At 74.7% G+C, this 17,895-nt stretch carries 15 protein-coding genes; 11 read left to right on the plus strand and 4 right to left on the minus strand.

Translation table 11 applies throughout. The features are described 5' to 3' along the window. Positions 1-2: 2 nt before the first annotated feature. From ACFXMG_RS20575 to ACFXMG_RS20620, 10 genes are all read left to right on the plus strand, one after another. Positions 3-2,075 (plus strand): right-handed parallel beta-helix repeat-containing protein, encoded by a 2,073-nt coding sequence (locus ACFXMG_RS20575; protein ID WP_383818259.1) that lies wholly within the window; start codon positions 3-5, stop codon positions 2,073-2,075. After that, positions 2,072-2,977 (plus strand): hypothetical protein, encoded by a 906-nt coding sequence (locus tag ACFXMG_RS20580; protein ID WP_383818258.1) that lies wholly within the window; start codon positions 2,072-2,074, stop codon positions 2,975-2,977. The genes ACFXMG_RS20575 and ACFXMG_RS20580 overlap by 4 nt, the downstream gene beginning before the upstream one ends. Beyond that, positions 2,974-4,257, plus strand: a complete 1,284-nt coding sequence (locus tag ACFXMG_RS20585) for a hypothetical protein (RefSeq protein ID WP_383818257.1) — start codon at positions 2,974-2,976, stop codon at positions 4,255-4,257. Before ACFXMG_RS20580 ends, ACFXMG_RS20585 begins: the two co-directional genes overlap by 4 nt. 19 nt (positions 4,258-4,276) lie before the next feature. Then, the gene (locus ACFXMG_RS20590; protein ID WP_383818255.1) at positions 4,277-4,924 is read left to right on the plus strand and encodes a TetR family transcriptional regulator; all 648 of its coding nucleotides are present in this window, start codon (positions 4,277-4,279) and stop codon (positions 4,922-4,924) included. 108 nt (positions 4,925-5,032) lie between these two features. Then, positions 5,033-7,249, plus strand: a complete 2,217-nt coding sequence (locus ACFXMG_RS20595) for a molybdopterin oxidoreductase family protein (protein ID WP_383818253.1) — start codon at positions 5,033-5,035, stop codon at positions 7,247-7,249. Between the two features lie 118 nt (positions 7,250-7,367). Beyond that, positions 7,368-8,810 carry a CitMHS family transporter gene (locus tag ACFXMG_RS20600; RefSeq protein ID WP_383818252.1) on the plus strand — a complete coding sequence of 481 codons (1,443 nt, stop codon included), beginning with the start codon at positions 7,368-7,370 and terminating at the stop codon, positions 8,808-8,810. A 161-nt stretch (positions 8,811-8,971) separates the two neighbouring features. Next, positions 8,972-9,622, plus strand: coding sequence for a hypothetical protein (locus ACFXMG_RS20605; RefSeq protein WP_383818250.1), 651 nt, complete (start codon positions 8,972-8,974; stop codon positions 9,620-9,622). Between the two features lie 55 nt (positions 9,623-9,677). Next, positions 9,678-10,445: a class F sortase gene (locus ACFXMG_RS20610; RefSeq protein WP_383818249.1), complete on the plus strand. Its 768-nt coding sequence runs from the start codon at positions 9,678-9,680 to the stop codon at positions 10,443-10,445. Between the two features lie 261 nt (positions 10,446-10,706). Next, positions 10,707-12,098: an aldehyde dehydrogenase family protein gene (locus ACFXMG_RS20615; protein WP_383818248.1), complete on the plus strand. Its 1,392-nt coding sequence runs from the start codon at positions 10,707-10,709 to the stop codon at positions 12,096-12,098. 46 nt (positions 12,099-12,144) lie between these two features. After that, positions 12,145-13,224 (plus strand): Zn-dependent alcohol dehydrogenase, encoded by a 1,080-nt coding sequence (locus ACFXMG_RS20620; RefSeq protein WP_383818247.1) that lies wholly within the window; start codon positions 12,145-12,147, stop codon positions 13,222-13,224. A 20-nt stretch (positions 13,225-13,244) separates the two neighbouring features. Here ACFXMG_RS20620 and ACFXMG_RS20625 read toward each other — a convergent pair whose 3' ends face one another. Then, positions 13,245-14,018: a DsbA family protein gene (locus ACFXMG_RS20625; RefSeq protein WP_383818245.1), complete on the minus strand. Its 774-nt coding sequence runs from the start codon at positions 14,016-14,018 to the stop codon at positions 13,245-13,247. 80 nt (positions 14,019-14,098) lie between these two features. Continuing rightward, positions 14,099-15,037 carry a DMT family transporter gene (locus ACFXMG_RS20630; RefSeq protein WP_383818244.1) on the minus strand — a complete coding sequence of 313 codons (939 nt, stop codon included), beginning with the start codon at positions 15,035-15,037 and terminating at the stop codon, positions 14,099-14,101. Between the two features lie 530 nt (positions 15,038-15,567). Between ACFXMG_RS20630 and ACFXMG_RS20635 the strand changes: the two genes are divergently transcribed. After that, positions 15,568-16,098 carry a TetR/AcrR family transcriptional regulator gene (locus tag ACFXMG_RS20635; protein WP_383818334.1) on the plus strand — a complete coding sequence of 177 codons (531 nt, stop codon included), beginning with the start codon at positions 15,568-15,570 and terminating at the stop codon, positions 16,096-16,098. Here the strand turns inward: ACFXMG_RS20635 and ACFXMG_RS20640 are convergent. Continuing rightward, positions 16,048-16,998: a DMT family transporter gene (locus ACFXMG_RS20640; RefSeq protein WP_383818242.1), complete on the minus strand. Its 951-nt coding sequence runs from the start codon at positions 16,996-16,998 to the stop codon at positions 16,048-16,050. The genes ACFXMG_RS20635 and ACFXMG_RS20640 overlap by 51 nt on opposite strands. 212 nt (positions 16,999-17,210) lie before the next feature. Then, a complete protein-coding gene (locus tag ACFXMG_RS20645) occupies positions 17,211-17,873 on the minus strand; it encodes a TetR/AcrR family transcriptional regulator (RefSeq protein WP_383818240.1) in 663 nt (220 codons plus the stop codon). Positions 17,874-17,895: the final 22 nt, after the last annotated feature.

A 17,895-nucleotide genomic window follows, 5' to 3' on the forward strand; every position in this document is an offset into this window, starting at 1 on the left:
CCATGTCGTGGACCAGAAGGCTCGTCTCCGTGCTCTCGGTCGTGCTCGCGGTGCTCGCCGCGGCCCTGCTCACCGCCCCCGGCGCCCAGGCGCACGAGGAGCGGCCCGTCACCTTCCCCGACGGCTCCGGCAGCGTGCCGGAGTACCGCGCGGGCGAGCCCGACCTCCTCGTCTGCAAGACGGACCGGGCCGACTTCGAACGCCGCGTCGCCGGCTTCCCCGCCGACCTCAAGGCCCGCAACCTGGAGCTCTTCGCCCGCTGCGGCCGCTCCGGCTTCCGCCACCTCCAGCAGGCCGTCGACGCCGTCGACAAGCCCGGCACCACCATCGCGATCCTGCCCGGCCTGTACGAGGAGGAGCCCTCGCTCCCCGCCCCCACCGGCGCCTGCGCCTCCCTGAAGGCCCCGAAGTCCTCCTTCGGCTACCAGGTCCTGTCGTACGAGCAGCAGGCCCAGTGCCCGCACAACCAGAACCTCGTCGCGATCCTCGGCAAGAAGGACCTCCAGATCGAGGGCACCGGCGCCTCCCGCCTCGACGTCGTCATCGACGCCAAGTACACGAAGCTCAACGCGATCCGGGCCGACAAGTCCGACGGAATCTACTTCCGCAACTTCACCGCCCAGCGCACCACCTTCAACTCGCTGTACGTCCTCGCCGCCGACGGCTTCGTCATCGACGACGTCCTCACCCGCTGGAACGACGAGTACGGCTTCCTCACCTTCGCCTCCGACCACGGCCTCTACAAGGACTGCGAGTCCTACGGCAACGGCGACTCCGGCATCTACCCCGGCTCGGCCTCGAACATCAACGACGGGCGCGGCTACGACGTCCCCCGCTACTCCATCGAGATCACCGGCTGCCGCAGCCACCACAACATGGTCGGCTACTCCGGCACCGCCGGCGACTCCGTCTGGGTCCACGACAACGAGTTCGACCACAACATGGGCGGCGCCTCCATGGACTCCGCCTTCCCCGGCCACCCCGGACTCCCGCAGAACCACGCCAAGTTCGAGCGGAACCTGATCCACGACAACAACCAGGACTACTACCGCCACGTCGCCGACGGCACCTGCGCCAAGCCGCCCGCCGAGCGCGGCTACGAGAACGGCGTCGTCTGCCCCCAGATCTCCATGCCGCCCGGCACCGGCATCATCACCGCAGGCGGCAACTGGAACCTCTACGAGGACAACTGGATCTACGGCCACGACCGCACCGCCTTCTACCTGAACGCCGTCCCCGCCTTCATCCGGGGCGAATCCGCCTGGGCCAAGCAGACCGACACCTCCCATCACAACCGCTACGCGAACAACCGCCTCGGCACCGACAAGGCCGGCAACTCCCGCCCCAACCGCACCGACGTCTGGTGGGACGGCCAGGGCCGCGAGAACTGCTGGCAGGACGACACCGGCGCCTCCAGCCCCCGCTCCCTGCCCGCCTGCGGCACAGCCCGCGGCGAGGTCTCCGGCGCCACCGCCCGCCTCGTCGGCGAGCCCGTCAAGCTCGCCCAGCTCCTCGTCTGCGCCGACTACAACGTCCAGGCCCGCCGGCTCCCCGCCGGGTGCGACTGGTACGGCGCCCGCGGCCTCCAGCGCGTCGAGACCCAGATCGCCCTCGCCGCCTCCCTCCTCCTCGCCCTCGTCGGCACCGCCCTGTGGTGGCGACGGCTCCGAGGCCGCCGTCTCGCCGCCGCCGCCCTCGTCACCGGCCTCGCCGGACTCGCCCTCGACGTCGCCGGCTCCACCCTCACCCTCGCCTCCACCTACGTCCCCGCCCTCGCCCTCCTCTTCACCGGAGCCTGGTGGACCGCCACCGGCCTCCTCCTGCGCCGCACCCGCCCGGTCTTCGCCTGGACCACGGTCGTCCTCGGCCTCCTCACCCTCCTCGACGCCTTCGACAAGGCCGTCCTGATGATCCCCGGCATCCCCCTCAGCCCCGCCTGGCTCCGCCTCCTCCTCGGCGTCGTCTGGGTCCTCTGGGCCGTCGTCGCCGCCGGCGCCCGCCCCACCCCCGACCCCGCCACCCCCGCCGACACCCCCGCACGCCCGGCCGAGGACCCCGAGGAGGCCACCGCATGACCCGCCGCACGCCCCGCCGCACGCCCCGCCACGCGACCCCGCGCCCGCCCCGCCCCCTGACGCCCGGCCGGACGGCGGGCCGGGCGCCCCGCCGCCGTACCGCCCCGCTCACGGCGGCCGCCCTCACGGCCGTCCTGCTCCTGGCCGCCGGCTGCGGCGGCCGGGCCACCACCCACCACAAGCCGGGCACCGGCCACGAGCAGGCCACCGGCTCGAACGGCACCCTGCTCGCGGCCCGCGACGACTCAGGCCACCGCCTCCGCGACCTCCCCGCCGCCGACGCGCCCGCCGTCCGCGCCGAGGCCCACCCGGACACCGAGGGCGGCTGGAACGTCCACCTCACCGTGGAGAGGTTCCGCTTCACCCCCGAGTCCACCGGCGGCGCCGCCCTCACCGGCCGGGGCCACGCCCGCCTCCTCGTCGACGGGCGCGCGACCGCCCGCGCCTACGGCCCCTGGTTCCACGTCCCGCCCGGCGCCCGCACCCTCACCGTCCGCCTCCACGCCGACGACCACACCGTCTGGTCCGTCGCCGGCACCCCCGTCCAGACCACCCTCCCCCTCACCCCCTCGACCCCACCCCCTTCCTCCGCACCCACCCCGACCACCAACCCCACTCCCACTCCCACGGCCACCCCCACCGGTCGCATCCTCGACATCCGCGTCACCGGCTCGACCGTCGAGCCGGCCCCCTCCCGGGTCGAAGTGAAGAAGGGGGAGCGGGTCACCCTGCGCGTCACCTCCGACCGCGCCGACACCGTGCACGTCCACGGCTACGACCGCGAGGCGAGCCTCGCCCCCGGCACCCCGGCCAGCCTCACCCTGACCACCGACCGCACCGGCCTCTTCGAGGTGGAGACGCACGAGTCCGGACTCGTGCTCACCCAACTGGTGGTCCGATGACGGCCGTCCAGGCCCCGCCCCTCCCGCTCGCCCACGGCGTCGGCGCCCAGCACGACCTGCCGCTCTCTCCCTTCTACGCGTACGCCGGCGCCTTCACCGCCCTCCTCGTCTCCTTCCTCGGCCTCGCCCTCCTCTGGTCCACCTCCCGCTTCCGCGGCGACCGCGCCGGCCGCCCCCTGCCCGCCGCCGTCCAGCGCCTCGCCGACGCCCCCGCCACCCGCACCGCCCTCCGGCTCCTCGGCGCCGCGCTCGCCCTCCTCTTCCTCGCCCACCTCCTCCTCGGCCCCGACGACCCCGACCGCAACCCCGCCCCCGGCGCCCTCTACGTCCTCCTCTGGGTCGGACTCGTCCCCGCCTCCCTCCTCCTCGGCCCCGTCTGGCGCCTCCTCAACCCGCTGCGCGCCCTCCTCTCCCTCCGGCCTCCCCGCGACCCCCGGCCCGTCCCCGCCGCCGTCGGCATCCGCCCCGCCGCCGCCGGACTCCTCCTCTTCGCCTGGCTCGAACTCGTCGCCCCCGACAACACCTCCCGTTCCGTCCTCCTCACCGCCCTCGCCGTCCACCTCGCCGTCCAGCTCCTCGGCGCCGCCCGCCACGGCGCCGACTGGTTCGCCCACGCCGACCCCTTCGAGGTCTACTCCTCCCTCCTCGCCCGGCTCTCCCCGCTCGGCCGCCGCGCCGACGGCCGGCTCGTGCTCCGCTCCCCTTTCAACGGCCTCGACTCCACCCCCGAGACCCCCGGACTCGTCGGCACCGTCTGCGTCCTCCTCGGCACCACCGCCTACGACGGCCTCTCCGACAACCCCCGGTGGATCACCACCCTCCAGACCTCCTCCCTCGGCCCGACCGCCACCGCCACCCTCGGCCTCCTCGCCGCCGTGGCCCTCGCCGCCGCCTGCTACGGACTCTGCGCCGGCACCCTGCGTCTGCTGAACCGCGACCTCGCCACGCCCCTCACCTCCTTCGCCCACTCGCTGCTGCCCATCGCGCTCGGCTATCTCACCGCGCACTACTTCTCACTCCTTGCGGTCGAAGGACCACGCACCGTCATGATGGCAGCAGGCACTGACAACGCCCCCTCACCCGCTCCACCACTGGGCCCCGGGGGCCTCGCCGTCCTCCAGGTCGCCTCGATCGTCACCGGTCACGTCCTCGGCGTCATCGCCGCCCACGACCGGTCCGTCCGCCTCTTCCCGCCCGCCCGAGCCGTCGCCGGACAGCTCCCGCTGTTCGCGCTGATGATCGCCTACACCCTCGGCGGCATCGGACTGCTCATCGCCTGAACAGGATCGGAGCGGCATCATGGACCCCGTGCCCCAGACCCGCCCGCAGGTCGCGCCCCCCGCGCTCCGCCGCACCCCCGTCCAGCAGCGCAGCGCCGAACGGCTCGCCCGCATCCTCGACGCCTGCGCCGGCCTCCTCGACGAGACCGGTTACGAACAGCTGAGCACCCGGGCCGTCGCCGTCCGCGCCGGCGTCCCGATCGGCTCGGTCTACCGCTTCTTCGGCAACAAGCGGGCCATGGTCGCCGCCCTCGCCCACCGCAACCTCGACCGGTACGCCGAGCGGATCGCCGCCCGTTTCGAGCGGACGCCGGTCCTCGACGCGCACGCCGCGATCGACGGCGTCCTCGACGAGTTCATCGCGATGAAGCGGAGCGTCCCCGGCTTCGCCCTCGTCGACTTCGGCGTGCCCGCCGCCGAGGAGCCCGGGGGAGGGGCCGCCGAGGACCCCAACGGGCAGGTCGCCGAGCGGCTCTGCGGCCTCCTCGCCACCCACCTCGGCCGCACCGCCGACGAGGCGCTGCGGCGCAAGGTCCTCGTCGGCGTCGAGACCGCCGACACCCTCGTCCGCCTCGCCTTCCGCGCCGCCCCCGAGGGCGACCCGGCGCTCATCGACGAGACCCGCGAACTGCTCCACGCCTATCTCGCCCCCTCCCTCTCCGCCTGACCGCCCCCCCCGGTCACTCCCACCCGCCGTCGCACCCCTCCCGCACGTGCCTACCGGTCGGTATGCTCACCGCGAGCCGCCGCCCCGCCACCGCCCACGGGAGACGCCATGCCCATCGCCCCGCGCATCTGCCCCCTCTGCGAAGCGACCTGCGGACTCGTCCTGACCCTCGACGGGGGCCGGGTCACCGGCGCCCGCGGGGACCGCGACGACGTCTTCAGCCGCGGCTTCGTCTGCCCGAAGGGCGCCGCCTTCCCCCAGGTCGACGGCGACCCGGACCGGCTGCGCACCCCGCTCGTCCGCGACAACGGCCGGCTGCGGGAGGCGAGCTGGGAGGAGGCGTTCGACACGATCGCGGCGAGAATCCGCCCGATCATCGAGGATTACGGCCCCGACTCCCTGGGCATCGTCCTGGGCAACCCCAACGTCCACACGATGGCCGGAGCGCTCTACCCGCCCCTCCTCCTCCGCGCCACGGGCACGAGCAACCTCTTCACCGCCTCCACGCTCGACCAGATGCCCAAGCACGTCTCCAGCGGCCTCCTCTTCGGCGACCCCTTCGCCGTCCCCGTGCCCGACCTGGACCGGACCGACCACCTCCTGGTCCTCGGAGCCAACCCGCTGGACTCCAACGGAAGTCTCTGCACCGCCCCCGACTTCCCCGGCCGGCTCGCCGCGCTGCGCCGGCGCGGCGGCACCCTCACCGTCGTCGACCCCCGCCGCACCCGCACCGCCCGCCTCGCCGACCGCCACCTCGCCCCCCGCCCCGGCACCGACGCCCTCCTCCTCGCCGCCCTGGTCCACACCCTCTTCGCCGAGGACCTCACCGACCCCGGCCCGCTCGCCGACCGCGCCGAGGGGATCGACCAGGTCCGGGACGCTGTACGGGAGTTCACCCCCGAGGCCGTCGCACCCGCCTGCGAACTCGACCCCGGCACCATCCGCGCCGTCGCCCGGGAACTCGCCGCCGCGCCCACCGCCGCCGTCTACGGGCGGATGGGCAGCTCCACCGTGGCCCACGGCACCCTCGCCAACTGGCTCGTCGACGTCCTCAACGTCCTCACCGGCAACCTCGACCGGCCCGGCGGCGCCCTCTTCCCCCGCTCGGCCACCGCCCCGGCGCCCCGTCCCGCCGGTCCCGGCCGCGGCTTCCTCCTCGGCCGCCGCCGCAGCCGCGTCTCCGGACACCCCGAGGTCAAGGGGGAGTTCCCGCTCGCCGCCCTCGCCGAGGAGATCGACACCCCGGGGGAGGGCCGCATCCGGGCCCTCGTCACCATCGCCGCCAACCCCGTCCTCTCCGCCCCCGACGGGATCCGGCTCGACGCCGCCCTCGACACCCTCGACCTGATGGTCTGCGTCGACCCCTACCTCAACGAGACCACCCGCCACGCCGACGTCCTGCTGCCCCCGCCGCCGCCCTCCCAGAGCGCCCACTTCGACTTCGCCTTCAACGCGTTCGCCGTCCGCGACCAGGTCCGCTACACCCCGGCCGCCGTCCCCCTCGAAGCCGGCCGGATGGACGAGTGCGAGATCCACGCCCGGCTGGTCCTCGCCGCCTCCGGCATGCACGGCGCTCCGCCCTCGGCCGTCGACGATCTGGCCGTCGACGCCACCCTCGCCAGGGCCGTCGCCCAGCCGTACTCGCCCGCCTACGGCGCCGACCCGAAGGAGTTCGCCGCCGGGCTCTCCGGGGCGAGCGGAGCCGAGCGGCGGCTCGACCTGATGCTGCGCCTCGGCCCGTACGGACTCACCCTCGACGAGCTGAAGGCCCGGCCGCACGGCATCGACCTCGGCCCGCTCAAGCCCCGCCTGGACGAGGTCCTGAGGACCCGCAGCGGCCGGATCGAGCTCCTTCCGGCCCCGATCGCCGCCGACCTGCCCCGGCTGCGGGCCGCCCTCACCGCCGTACCGGAGCCGGGGACGCTCCAGCTGGTGGGCCGCCGCCATCTGCGGTCCAACAACAGCTGGCTGCACAACACGCCCGCGCTCAACGGGGGTTCCAACCGGTGCACCCTCCAGGTGCACCCGGAGGACGCCGGCCGGCTGCGGCTCGCCGACGGCGCCCCCGCCCGGATCAAGGGCGAGGGCGGCGAGCTGACGGTGGAGGTCGAGGTCACCGACGCGATGCGGCCCGGCGTCGTCAGCCTGCCGCACGGCTGGGGCCACGACCGCCCCGGCACCCGGCTGAGCGTGGCCGCCGCCCGGCCCGGGGTCAACGTCAACCAGCTCCTCGACGGCTCCCTGCTCGACCCGCTCTCCGGGACCGCCGTCCTCAACGGCTTCCCGGTGGAGGTGACCCCGCTGGAACCGGCGGCACGGCTGTGACCTGGGGTTCTGCTCGTATTGCTCACGCGTCGACCCCTTGTTGAGGCCGGAAGGGGGCACCTACGGTCATCCGGACCGCCGCTCGGCGGCTGTTCAACGGTGAACGTGAGGTGCCTCCATGCTGACCGTCCTCGGCTTCGCCATGATCGCGACCTTCCTGGTCCTGATCATGACCAAGAGGATGTCGCCGATCGCGGCGCTCGTCCTGATCCCCGTCCTGTTCTGCGTCGCGGTCGGGCAGGGCGCGCAGCTCGGCGACTACGTCATCGACGGCGTGGGCAAGCTGGCCCCCACCGCGGCGATGCTCATGTTCGCGATCGTCTACTTCGGCGTCATGATCGACGTCGGCCTCTTCGATCCGATCGTCCGGGCCATCCTGCGCTTCTGCAAGGCCGACCCGGTCCGCGTGGTCGTCGGTACGGCGGTGCTCGCCGCGATCGTCTCCCTCGACGGCGACGGCTCCACCACCTTCATGATCACCGTCTCGGCGATGTACCCGCTCTACAAGCGGCTCGGCATGAGCCTCGTCGTCCTCACCGGCGTGGCGGCCACGGCCAACGGCGTGATGAACACCCTGCCCTGGGGCGGTCCCACCGCCCGTGCGGCGACCGCGCTCAAGCTCGACGCCGGTGACATCTTCGTCCCGATGATCCCGGCCCTCGGGGTCGGTCTGCTCTTCGTGATCGCCCTCGCGTACGTCCTCGGCCGCCGCGAGCGGAAGCGGATCGGCTACCTCACCCTGGACGAGGCGCTCGCCAACGAGGCCGACAGCGAGACCGTCCTCGTGGGCGCCGGCGGCGGGAGTGGCGCGGGCGAGGGCCGCGCGGGGCGGCGGACGGGCGGCGCGGCGGGCGCGTCCGGCGACGCCCCCTCCGAGGAGGCAGCCGGTGCGGCGGACGACGACTTCGCAGCCCCCGGCTCCCAGGTGCTCGACCCGAACCGGGCCACCCTGCGGCCCCGGCTGTACTGGTTCAACGCCGCCCTCACGGTCGGTCTGCTCGCGGCGATGATCCTCGAACTGCTGCCGATCCCGGTCCTCTTCCTCATCGGCGCCGCCCTCGCGCTCACCGTGAACTTCCCCCGCCCCGCCGAGCAGAAGGAGCGGCTCGCGGCCCACGCGGACAACGTCCTCAACGTCGCCGGCATGGTGTTCGCCGCCGCGGTCTTCACCGGTGTCCTCACCGGCACCGGCATGGTCAAGCACATGGCCGACTGGCTGGTCGGCGCCATCCCGGACGCGATGGGCCCGCACATGGCGCTGGTCACCGGTGTGCTGAGCCTGCCGCTCACCTACTTCATGTCGAACGACGGCTTCTACTTCGGCGTCCTGCCCGTCCTCGCCGAGGCCGGCGCCGCCCACGGCGTCTCCCCGCTGGAGATCGCCCGCGCCTCGCTCGCCGGGCAGGCGCTGCACATGTCGAGCCCGCTGGTCCCGGCCGTGTACGTGCTGGTCGGCATGGCCAAGGTGGAGTTCGGCGACCACACGCGCTTCACCGTGAAGTGGGCCGCCCTCACCTCGCTGGTCGTCCTCGCGGCGGCGCTCCTCTTCGGAATCGTCTGATCCGGAATCGCCTGACGCGCGGCCCGGGGTGGGCGGGGCCTGGGCCGGACGGGGGACCGGGGGAGCGGCGCGAGCATGTCGCTACCGTACGTGTTCATGACGTGACGGATAGTCGGATTATCGGTTCACCTGTCCGACGACATCCTCGTGGAGGAACCCGCATGCTCGCTCGCACCGCCCGGCCCTTCGCCGCCGCCACCGGTCTCGCCCTCGCCGGCCTAAGCGGCCTCGCCCTCCTCGGCGGCGCCCCCGCCGCCTACGCCGCACCCGGCGACAACGGTGACGTGAAGATCCACAAGATGGGCACCCCGTACGACGACCGCCGCAACGAGCCGAAGGTGTGCCACTTCTACCTCGCCGCCTTCGACTTCGACAAGGATCAGCAGGTCCAGTGGAAGATCGTGCCCCAGCCAGACAGGGCGGGAGACCCCGACTTGGACGGGAAGCTCACGCTTCCCACCGGCACCGGACACAGCGCCCCGCTCGCCCTGCCCGACGGCATGTACAAGCTCACCTGGACCTTCCAGGGCCAGAACGGCGTCGGCAAGCACAAGGTCTTCCAGGTCCACTGCCCGTACGGCGGCAACGAGAACGGCAACGGCGGCAACGGCAACGGCGGGAACGGCGGCAACGGCCAGCACAAGCCCCCGCACGGCCCGGTCGGCGCCGGTGGCGGCGGCAGCGCCGAGATCGCGGCCGACGAGGACGCCTCCGCGTTCGGCGTCGGCGCGGCCGTGGCCGCCGGCCTCGCGGGCACCGTCGGCCTGGTGCTGATCCGTCGCTCGCGCCGCCGCGACGATGGCGCGGCGTAACGCCCGTCTCTCGCGCCGGAGGCGACGGCTCCTCCGGCTCACCAGGACCGTGGCCGTGACCACGGTCCTGGTGACCGGGGGCGTGTGGTGGAGCGGGGACGGGGACACCGACCGGCAGACCGCCGCCGGGGCCGACGCCAAGTCCGACGCCGGGGCGTCGGACGCGGAGTCCGGCCCTGGTGCCGGAGCCCCCGCGGCTCCCTCCGGCACCCGTGACGGCGACCGAGAGGACGCGCCCCGGAGCCGTACCGACACCCGGTCGGGCGGCACCGAGACGAAGTCCGGCAGCACCGGTGCCTCCGCCGGCGGGGCCCGCGCGCGGGCTCCGGAGAAGCCGCCCGCCCTGCCCGCCCCGCTCGCCCGCTCGCGTCCGACCCTCGTCGCCGTGCCCGCGATCACCATCGAGGCGCGGTCCGTGGACATCGGGCTGGACAAGGCGGGGCGGCTGGGCGTGCCGCCGGTCGACGATCCGGGGAAGGTCGGCTGGTACGCGCGCGGTCCGGCGCCCGGCGAGCGCGGCACGGCCGTGGTGGTCGGGCACCGGGACACCCGTACCGGACCGGCCGTCTTCCTCGACCTCGCCTCGCTCGGCCCCGGCAACACCGTCCGGGTCGCCCGCGCCGACGGGCGGGTCGCCGTCTTCACCGTGGACAAGGTGCGCACCTACCCGAAGTCCGCCTTCCCCGACAAGGAGGTGTACGGCTCCACCGGCCGGCCCGAACTGCGCCTGCTGACCTGCGGCGGAGCCTACGACCGGGGCTCCGGCTACGACGCCAACATCGTCGTCTTCGCCCACCTCACCGCGGTCGACCGGACGATCTGAACGACAGCGGCCGCCCACCGGCCCCGTTTCGGGTACCGTCGCCCCCAGCGGGGCCGCGCGGCCCCCGGTGCGGGGCCGTTCCGCGTGGCCCCCGCCCCGCCCGTCCGGCCCTCCGTGCGACGGGCCGTCGCACGATGAGATCCGCCCCACTGCGGCGGACCCTGGCGCCCTAAAACTAACAGCGCTAGTTTGGGTGGGCGGAGCCGAGCGCATCGGCCCGCCGCAGGCGAGCGGTCGAGTGCAGAGGGAATGGGGAAGCGGATGAAGGCCCACGACGCGATGTACATCGGTGGGGAGTGGCGGCCCGCGGCCTCCTCCGAGACGATCCCCGTCGTCGATCCCGCCACCGAGCAGGTCATCGCCCAGGTGCCCGCCGGCACCGCCGAGGACGTCGACGCCGCCGTGCGCGCCGCCCGCGCCGCGCTGCCCGGCTGGTCCGCCACCCCGCCCGCCGAGCGGGCCGCCCGGATCGCCGCCCTGCGCGACGCGCTCGCCGCCCGCGCCGAGGAGATCGCCGCCACCGTCACCGCCGAACTCGGCGCCCCGCCGAAGCTCGCCGCTGCGGTGCACGCCGGACTCCCGGTCGCCGTGGCCGGCACGTACGCCGAACTCGCCGCCACCCACCCCTTCGTGGAGAAGGTCGGCAACTCCACCGTCTACGCGGAGCCGGTCGGCGTCGTCGGCGCCATCACGCCCTGGAACTACCCGCTCCACCAGATCGTCGCCAAGGTCGCCCCGGCCCTCGCCGCCGGCTGCACCACCGTCCTCAAGCCCGCCGAGGACACCCCGCTCACCGCCCAGCTCTTCGCCGAGGCCGTCCACGAGGCGGGCCTCCCGGCGGGCGTCTTCAACCTGGTCACCGGCCTCGGCACCGTCGCGGGACAGGCCCTCGCCGAGCACCCCGGCGTCGACCTGGTCTCCTTCACCGGCTCCACCGCCGTCGGCAGCCGCATCGGCGCGCTCGCCGGCGGCGCGGTCAAGCGGGTCGCCCTCGAACTCGGCGGCAAGTCCGCCAACGTCATCCTGCCCAGCGCCGACCTGGCCAAGGCCGTCGCCGTCGGCGTCGGCAACGTCATGGCCAACTCCGGCCAGACGTGCAGCGCCTGGACCCGGATGCTGGTCCCCGCCGACCGGTACGAGGAGGCCGTCGCCCTCGCAGCCGAGGCCGCCGCCAGGTACGAGCCCGGCGAGCGCCTCGGCCCGCTGGTCAGCGCCCGCCAGCGCGACCGCGTCCGCGGCTACATAGCGAAGGGCGTCGAGGAGGGCGCCCGGCTCGTCGCCGGCGGCCCCGAGGCCCCGCTGGAGACCGGCTACTACGTCTCCCCGACGGTCTTCGCCGACGTCACCCCGGAGATGACCATCGCCCAGGAGGAGATCTTCGGCCCGGTCGTCTCGATCCTCCGGTACGAGGACGAGGACGAGGCCCTGGCGATCGCCAACGGCACCGAGTACGGCCTCGGCGGCGCCGTCTGGGGCGAGGAGAGCGAGGCCGTCGCCTTCGCCCGCCGCATGGAGACCGGCCAGGTCGACATCAACGGCGGCCGGTTCAACCCGCTCGCCCCCTTCGGCGGCTGGAAGCGCTCCGGCGTCGGCCGCGAGCTCGGCGCGCACGGCCTGGCCGAGTACCTCCAGACCAGGTCCCTCCAGTTCTGAGGCCCGGCCCGCCCACCGCCCCGACCCCGCAGAAAGGGAGCCACCCGTGATCCGTGCCGCCGTCCTGCCCGCCGTCGGCGCCCCGCTGGAGCTCACCCGCATCGAGCTGCCCGAGCCCGGCCCCGGCCAGGTCCGGATCCGGCTCGCCGCGGCCGGCGTCTGCCACTCCGACCTGTCGCTGTCCAACGGCACCATGCGCGTCCCCGTCCCGGCCGTCCTCGGGCACGAGGGCGCCGGCACCGTCGTCTCCGTCGGCGAGGGCGTTACCCACGTCGCCCCCGGCGACGGCGTTGTTCTCAACTGGGCGCCGTCCTGCGGCGCCTGCCACCCCTGCTCGCTCGGCGAGGTCTGGCTCTGCGTCAACGCCCTGAACGGCTCGGCGAACGTGCACGCCCGCGCCGCCGACGGGCGTGAACTGCACCCGGGCCTCAACGTCGCCGCCTTCGCCCAGGAGACGGTCGTCGCCGCGAACTGCGTGCTGCCCGTCCCGGAGGGCGTACCGCTCACCGACGCCGCGCTGCTGGGCTGCGCCGTCCTCACCGGCTGGGGCGCCGTGCACCACTCCGCCCGGGTCCGGGCGGGCGAGACCGTCGCCGTCTTCGGCGTCGGCGGCGTCGGCCTCGCCACCCTCCAGGCCGCCCGGATCGCCGGGGCGTCGACGATCGTCGCCGTGGACGTCTCCCCGGAGAAGGAGGAGCTGGCGCGGGCCGCCGGAGCCACCGAGTACGTCGTGGCCTCGGAGACCACCGCCCGGGAGATCCGGAAGCTGACCGGCGGGCACGGCGTCGACGTGGCCGTCGAGTGCGTGGGCCGCGCCGTCACCATCCGTACCGCCTGGGAGTCCACCCGGCGTGGCGGCCGCACCACCGTCGTCGGCATCGGCGGCAAGGACCAGCAGGTCTCCTTCCACGCGCTGGAACTCTTCCACTGGGGCCGCACCCTCGCCGGCTGCGTGTACGGCAACTCGGACCCGGCCGCCGACCTGCCCGTCATCGCCGGGCACATCAGGGACGGCAGCTTCGACCTGGGCGCGCTCGTCACCGAGCGGATCACCCTGGAGGGCATCCCCGGCGCCTTCGACGCCATGCTCGCGGGCAAGGGAGGCCGCGCCCTCGTCGTCTTCTGACCCCGGGACACGCGTACGCCTCAGGCGGCGGCCCGCAGCAGGATGTCCTCGTACACCCCCGGGTCGTCGCCGGTCACCACCGGCCAGCCGACGCCGTACGCGCCCTCCCAGGTCACCTCGACGCCCGGGTTGGCGACATCGGTGCCGTCGGGCAGGAACAGGTGCGGGCTGCACCGGATCGCGTCCGTCCGCGCCAGGGCCGTCTGGCGGGCGAGCGCGCGCCGGGCCCTGCCCTCGTCCAGCGCCTCCTCCAGGACCGTCGCGTCGACCGCGCCGGTCTCCTTCGCCACGTCCAGGATCACCCGCCGGTTGCTGATACACCGGGAGTCGGCCCAGAAGGCCCGGCGCAGCCCACGGTCGAGGAGTTCGGAGGCGCGCAGGGACTGCTCCTTGGCGGCGAGCACGGCTTCGAGCGCGGGCAGTGTCGTGGACGGGTAGAGCCAGTCCTTGGCCTGCCACAACTGCCAGCCGGCGTCCGGCTCCAGCGACGCGATCCGGGCCACCTCGCTGTCCGTGCCCGGGCGCGGGCTCGGCGCGTCGTTGAGCAGTTCCAGCGGGAAGGCGCGCAGGTCGAAGGCGACCCGGTCCTCCAGCCCGAGCCGGGCCCGGGTGGTGTGCAGCCGGTGGATCGCGAGGTGGGCGAACGAGCACCAGAGGTCCGAGTGGACGACGACGACTCCGGGCGGCGGGGTCTCGACGGCGGCGGGCGTGGTGGTGCCGGTCCGCGCGGCGGTGCCGGTCCGCGCGGCGGTGCCCGCCGACGTGGCGGTGTTCTCGGGCAGGTTCTCGGGCATGGGCGTGTCCTCTCGGCGGGACGGGACGGGACGGGACTGGGTGGGGCGGGGCTGGGTTGGGGCGGGGTGCGGTGCCGGGTTCAGGCGAGCTGGATGGTGAGCGAGCCGGCGAGCAGCAGGGCGAGACCGAGCGCGCGCGGCCGGGTGAGGGGGCGCCGGGGCAGCCGGAAGAGCCCCTTGTGGTCGATGAGGGCCGAGGTCAGCTGCTGACCCGTCACGGTCAGCGCGATGGTCACGGCCGCGCCGATGGCGGGTATGAGGAGGAAGGTGCCCGTCACGTACACGGCGGCGCAGGCCCCGCCGAGCCAGCCCCACCAGGGCATCCCCTTCAGCGGGGCGACGCGCGGTGCCGGGGTGCGGCGGGTGGCCCGGAGCACCAGCAGGACGACGGCGATGGCGAAGGTCGCGACGGCGAAGCTGATGACGGCGACGGCGAGCGGAGCGTCGAGCCGTTCCCGCAGCTGGGCGTTGACCGCGCCCTGCACCGGCAGGACCCCGCCCGCGACGATTCCGAGGGCGAGCCAGCCCGCACGGGCGGCGGCCGAAAGCCCGGGGGCGCCGGCAGAGGCCGAGCCGCGCCCGCCGCGGATGATCACGACGATGCCGGCGAGGACGGCGGCGGCGCCGAGGACGATCCCGGCGCTGAGGCCCTGCCGCTCCAGGCCGAACAGACCGAAGTGGTCCAGGGCGAGCGAGGCGAACATCTGCCCGGTGACGAAGAGTCCGACGCTCGCCAGGGCGCCCAGCCGGGGGAAGAGAAGGATGCCGCTGGTGATGTAGAGCGGACTGGCCAGTCCGCCGAGTAACTGCCACGTCGGCACGTCGGGGAGTCTGTCCAGCACGCCGAGGGTCCCGGCGGCGAGCGCGAGCGCGGCCAGCAGGGCGGTGGCGATGCCGAGCTGGAGCGTCGAGGCGCCGTACGGGGTGCCGACGGCCGAGTTGAGCTGGAGGTTCGCCGACGCCTGGACGGCGAGGAGGCAGCCGACGAGCAGGGCGACGGCGAGCAGTGCGGTGTGCATCCGGGATCTCCCTCGTGGAACTGCTGGGCAGGACGGGGCAACGAACGCCATAAGTGGACGTCGTGTCCATTTAGAGTGCCACGGACACGCTCAAGCGGACAAGGCGTCCGTTTGGGTGAAAGGGAAGTAGGGTCGGATCCATGAGCGACGACGAGCGGCACGGCACCGGGCCGGACCCGGCGGACCCGGCGGACTCGGCGCAGGCCGCGCAGGCCGCGCCCGGGCGGAGCGCGCAGACGCCGGACGAGGCGGCCCCCCGTCCGGCGGACCGCCCCACCCGCGTCGAGCGCGACCTGATCGGCGCGGTCGGCGCGGTCGGGTCGGCCGGCGACCCCCTCGCCGCGGGCGACCTGCTGGCGGCCGGCGACCTGCTGGCGGCCGACGGCCTCCTGATCGGGGCCGACCTCCAGGCCTCCGGCGTGCGCCCGGCATCCGCCCCGCGCCCGGCATCCGCCCCGAGCCCGGCATCCGGCCCGCGTTCGACGACCGCCCCCCGCCGCCGCGCCGACGCCGAGCGCAACCGCGCCCAGATCCTCGCCGCGGCCGAGCGGCTCTTCGCCGAGGGCGACCCCCGGACGGTCACCATGGACCGCATCGCCAAGGCCGCCGGCGTCGGCCGCGCCACCCTCTACCGGAGCTTCCCCGACCCGGCCTCGGTCGCGGTGGCGCTGCTCGACGAGCACGAGCGCCTGCTCCAGGGCCAGCTCGTCTACGGGCCGCCGCCGCTGGGCCCCGGAGCGCCCGCGGGGGAGCGGCTCGCCGCGTTCTACCTCGCGATGCTCGACCTGCTGGAGAAGCACCTGCCGCTGGCGCTCGGCGCGGAGACCGGCCCCGAGCGCTTCCGCACCGGCGCGTACGGCTTCTGGCGGGTCCATGTCCGGACCCTGCTCGTCGCGCAGGGAGCCGAGGACCCCGACGCCCTCGTCGACACCGCGCTCGCCCCGCTCGCGCCCGAGCTGTTCGCCTTCCAGCGGCACGAACTCGGGCTCCCCGTCGAGCGGATCGGCGCCTCACTGGCGGCGTTCGCCCGCGGCCTCCTCCAGACCGGCGCCCGCCCCTGAGGTCGCCGGGGGAGCGGTGACGCGCGGCCGGGACCGGGACACCGCCACCCCCGCCAGGCATAGCGCGCCGCCCACCAGCGTCAGCACCCCGGGCAGCTCGCCGAGCAGCGCCCAGGCCATCAGGACCACCAGGGCGGGCACGGCGTACGTGGTCGCTCCCATGCGCCCCGCGGTCGTCCGCGCCAGCGCGTACGCCCAGGTCGTGAAGGCGAGAGCGGTCGGGAACACGCCGAGGTAGACCATGTTCGCGGTCGCCGACAGCGGCGCCCGCGCCGCCTCCGTCACCAGCTGCCCGGCGAACGGGAGGCAGGCGGCCGCGCCGATCGCGCAGCCGCACGTCGTCACCTGGAGCGCGCTCGCGTGGGCGAGCGCCGGCTTCTGCGCCACGACCCCGCCCGCGTACGCCACCGCCGCGAGCAGGCAGAGCGCGACGCCCAGCACCGAGGCGTGCCCGTCCTCGCCGGACATCGACAGACCCACGGCCACCGCGCCCGCGAACGACACCGCCATGCCCGCCAGCAGGCGCGGCGGCAGCCGCTCGCCCAGGAAGCGGGCGCCGAGCAGGGCGATCAGGATCGGCCCGATGTTGACCAGCATCGCCGCCGTACCGGCGTCGACCTCCTGCTCACCCCAGTTCAGCACCACCATGTACACGCCGAACCAGAGCAGCCCGGAGACGAGGATCCCCGGCCAGGAGGCCCGGGGCGGCAGCCCCTCGCGCCGGATCAGGAGTACGGCTCCGAGGACGAGCACTCCGGAGAGCAGCCGCCCGAGGGCGAGCGCGCCGGGGGAGTACGCGGCCCCGGCGCTGCGGATGGAGACGAAGGCGGACGCCCACAGGACGACGGTGACCCCGGCGGCGGCGAGCGCCGGCCGGGCGGAGGAAGCGGAATTCGGCATGCCCCGAAGGTAGGACGCCCACCCTTCGGCCCACACCGCAATATCGCGCGGCCGCCCCGCGAGGCCGGTGCCCCCGGGAAACCGGGCCCCCGCCTCACCGCACCCCCGTTCACCTCACCCCACGCCACCCCATCTCACCGCACCGCGTCCGCATCGATCCCCAGCTCCCGCCGCAGCGCCCGCTCCCCGACAGGGGTCCCCGCATCCCCCGCTCACGCTTCGGTCCCTCCCGAAACGTGTGCGTTCTTCTCGTACTGCGCCCCCAGGCCGTCCAGCAGGGCCCGCAGGCCGGTCGCGAAGGCGCCCTCGTCGACCTTCTCGCGGTGCTCCGCTAGGCGGTGGGCCTGGCCGAGGTGGGGGTAGTCGGCGGGGTCGTACGCCGTCTCGTCGTCGACGAAGCCGCGCGCGAAGGAACCGAGGGCGGAGCCCGTGACGAAGTACCGCATCAGGGCGCCGATGTGGGTGGCCTGGGCGGGCGGCCAGCCGGCCCGGACCATCGCGCCGAAGACCGCGTCGGCGACCTTGAGCCCCGCCGGGCGGCGGCCGGGCCCCTGGGCGAGGACGGGGACGATCTGCGGATGGTCGGCGAGGGCGGCCCGGTAGGAGAGCGCCCAGTCGTGGAGGGCGGTGCGCCAGTCGCGGGGGTCGTCCGGCTCGAACATCGACAGGTCGATCTTGGCGCTCACCGAGTCCGCGACCGCGTCCAGGATCTCGTCCTTGGTGCGGAAGTGGTTGTAGAGGGAGGGCCCGCTCACCCCGAGCTCGGCCGCGAGCCGCCGCGTCGAGAGGGCGGCCAGGCCCTCCGCGTCCACGAGCGCGCCCGCCGTCTCGACGATGCGTTCTCGGCTGAGCAGGGGCTTGCGCGGTCGGGCCATGGCGCACATAGTAGGCCCGCAC

The organism is Streptomyces sp. NPDC059201 (genome assembly GCF_042754585.1).
Taxonomy (GTDB): Bacteria; Actinomycetota; Actinomycetes; order Streptomycetales; family Streptomycetaceae; genus Streptomyces.

Bases quoted from the DNA above. Each gene is read 5' to 3' on its own strand.
- ACFXMG_RS20625 (WP_383818245.1), bottom strand. From the start codon at position 14,018: ATGCCCGAGAACCTGCCCGAGAACACCGCCACGTCGGCGGGCACCGCC.
- ACFXMG_RS20595 (WP_383818253.1), top strand. From the start codon at position 5,033: ATGCCCATCGCCCCGCGCATCTGCCCCCTCTGCGAAGCGACCTGCGGA.
- ACFXMG_RS20645 (WP_383818240.1), bottom strand. From the start codon at position 17,873: ATGGCCCGACCGCGCAAGCCCCTGCTCAGCCGAGAACGCATCGTCGAG.
- ACFXMG_RS20615 (WP_383818248.1), top strand. From the start codon at position 10,707: ATGAAGGCCCACGACGCGATGTACATCGGTGGGGAGTGGCGGCCCGCG.
- ACFXMG_RS20600 (WP_383818252.1), top strand. From the start codon at position 7,368: ATGCTGACCGTCCTCGGCTTCGCCATGATCGCGACCTTCCTGGTCCTG.
- ACFXMG_RS20575 (WP_383818259.1), top strand. From the start codon at position 3: ATGTCGTGGACCAGAAGGCTCGTCTCCGTGCTCTCGGTCGTGCTCGCG.
- ACFXMG_RS20580 (WP_383818258.1), top strand. From the start codon at position 2,072: ATGACCCGCCGCACGCCCCGCCGCACGCCCCGCCACGCGACCCCGCGC.
- ACFXMG_RS20630 (WP_383818244.1), bottom strand. From the start codon at position 15,037: ATGCACACCGCACTGCTCGCCGTCGCCCTGCTCGTCGGCTGCCTCCTC.
- ACFXMG_RS20585 (WP_383818257.1), top strand. From the start codon at position 2,974: ATGACGGCCGTCCAGGCCCCGCCCCTCCCGCTCGCCCACGGCGTCGGC.
- ACFXMG_RS20640 (WP_383818242.1), bottom strand. From the start codon at position 16,998: ATGCCGAATTCCGCTTCCTCCGCCCGGCCGGCGCTCGCCGCCGCCGGG.
- ACFXMG_RS20590 (WP_383818255.1), top strand. From the start codon at position 4,277: ATGGACCCCGTGCCCCAGACCCGCCCGCAGGTCGCGCCCCCCGCGCTC.
- ACFXMG_RS20605 (WP_383818250.1), top strand. From the start codon at position 8,972: ATGCTCGCTCGCACCGCCCGGCCCTTCGCCGCCGCCACCGGTCTCGCC.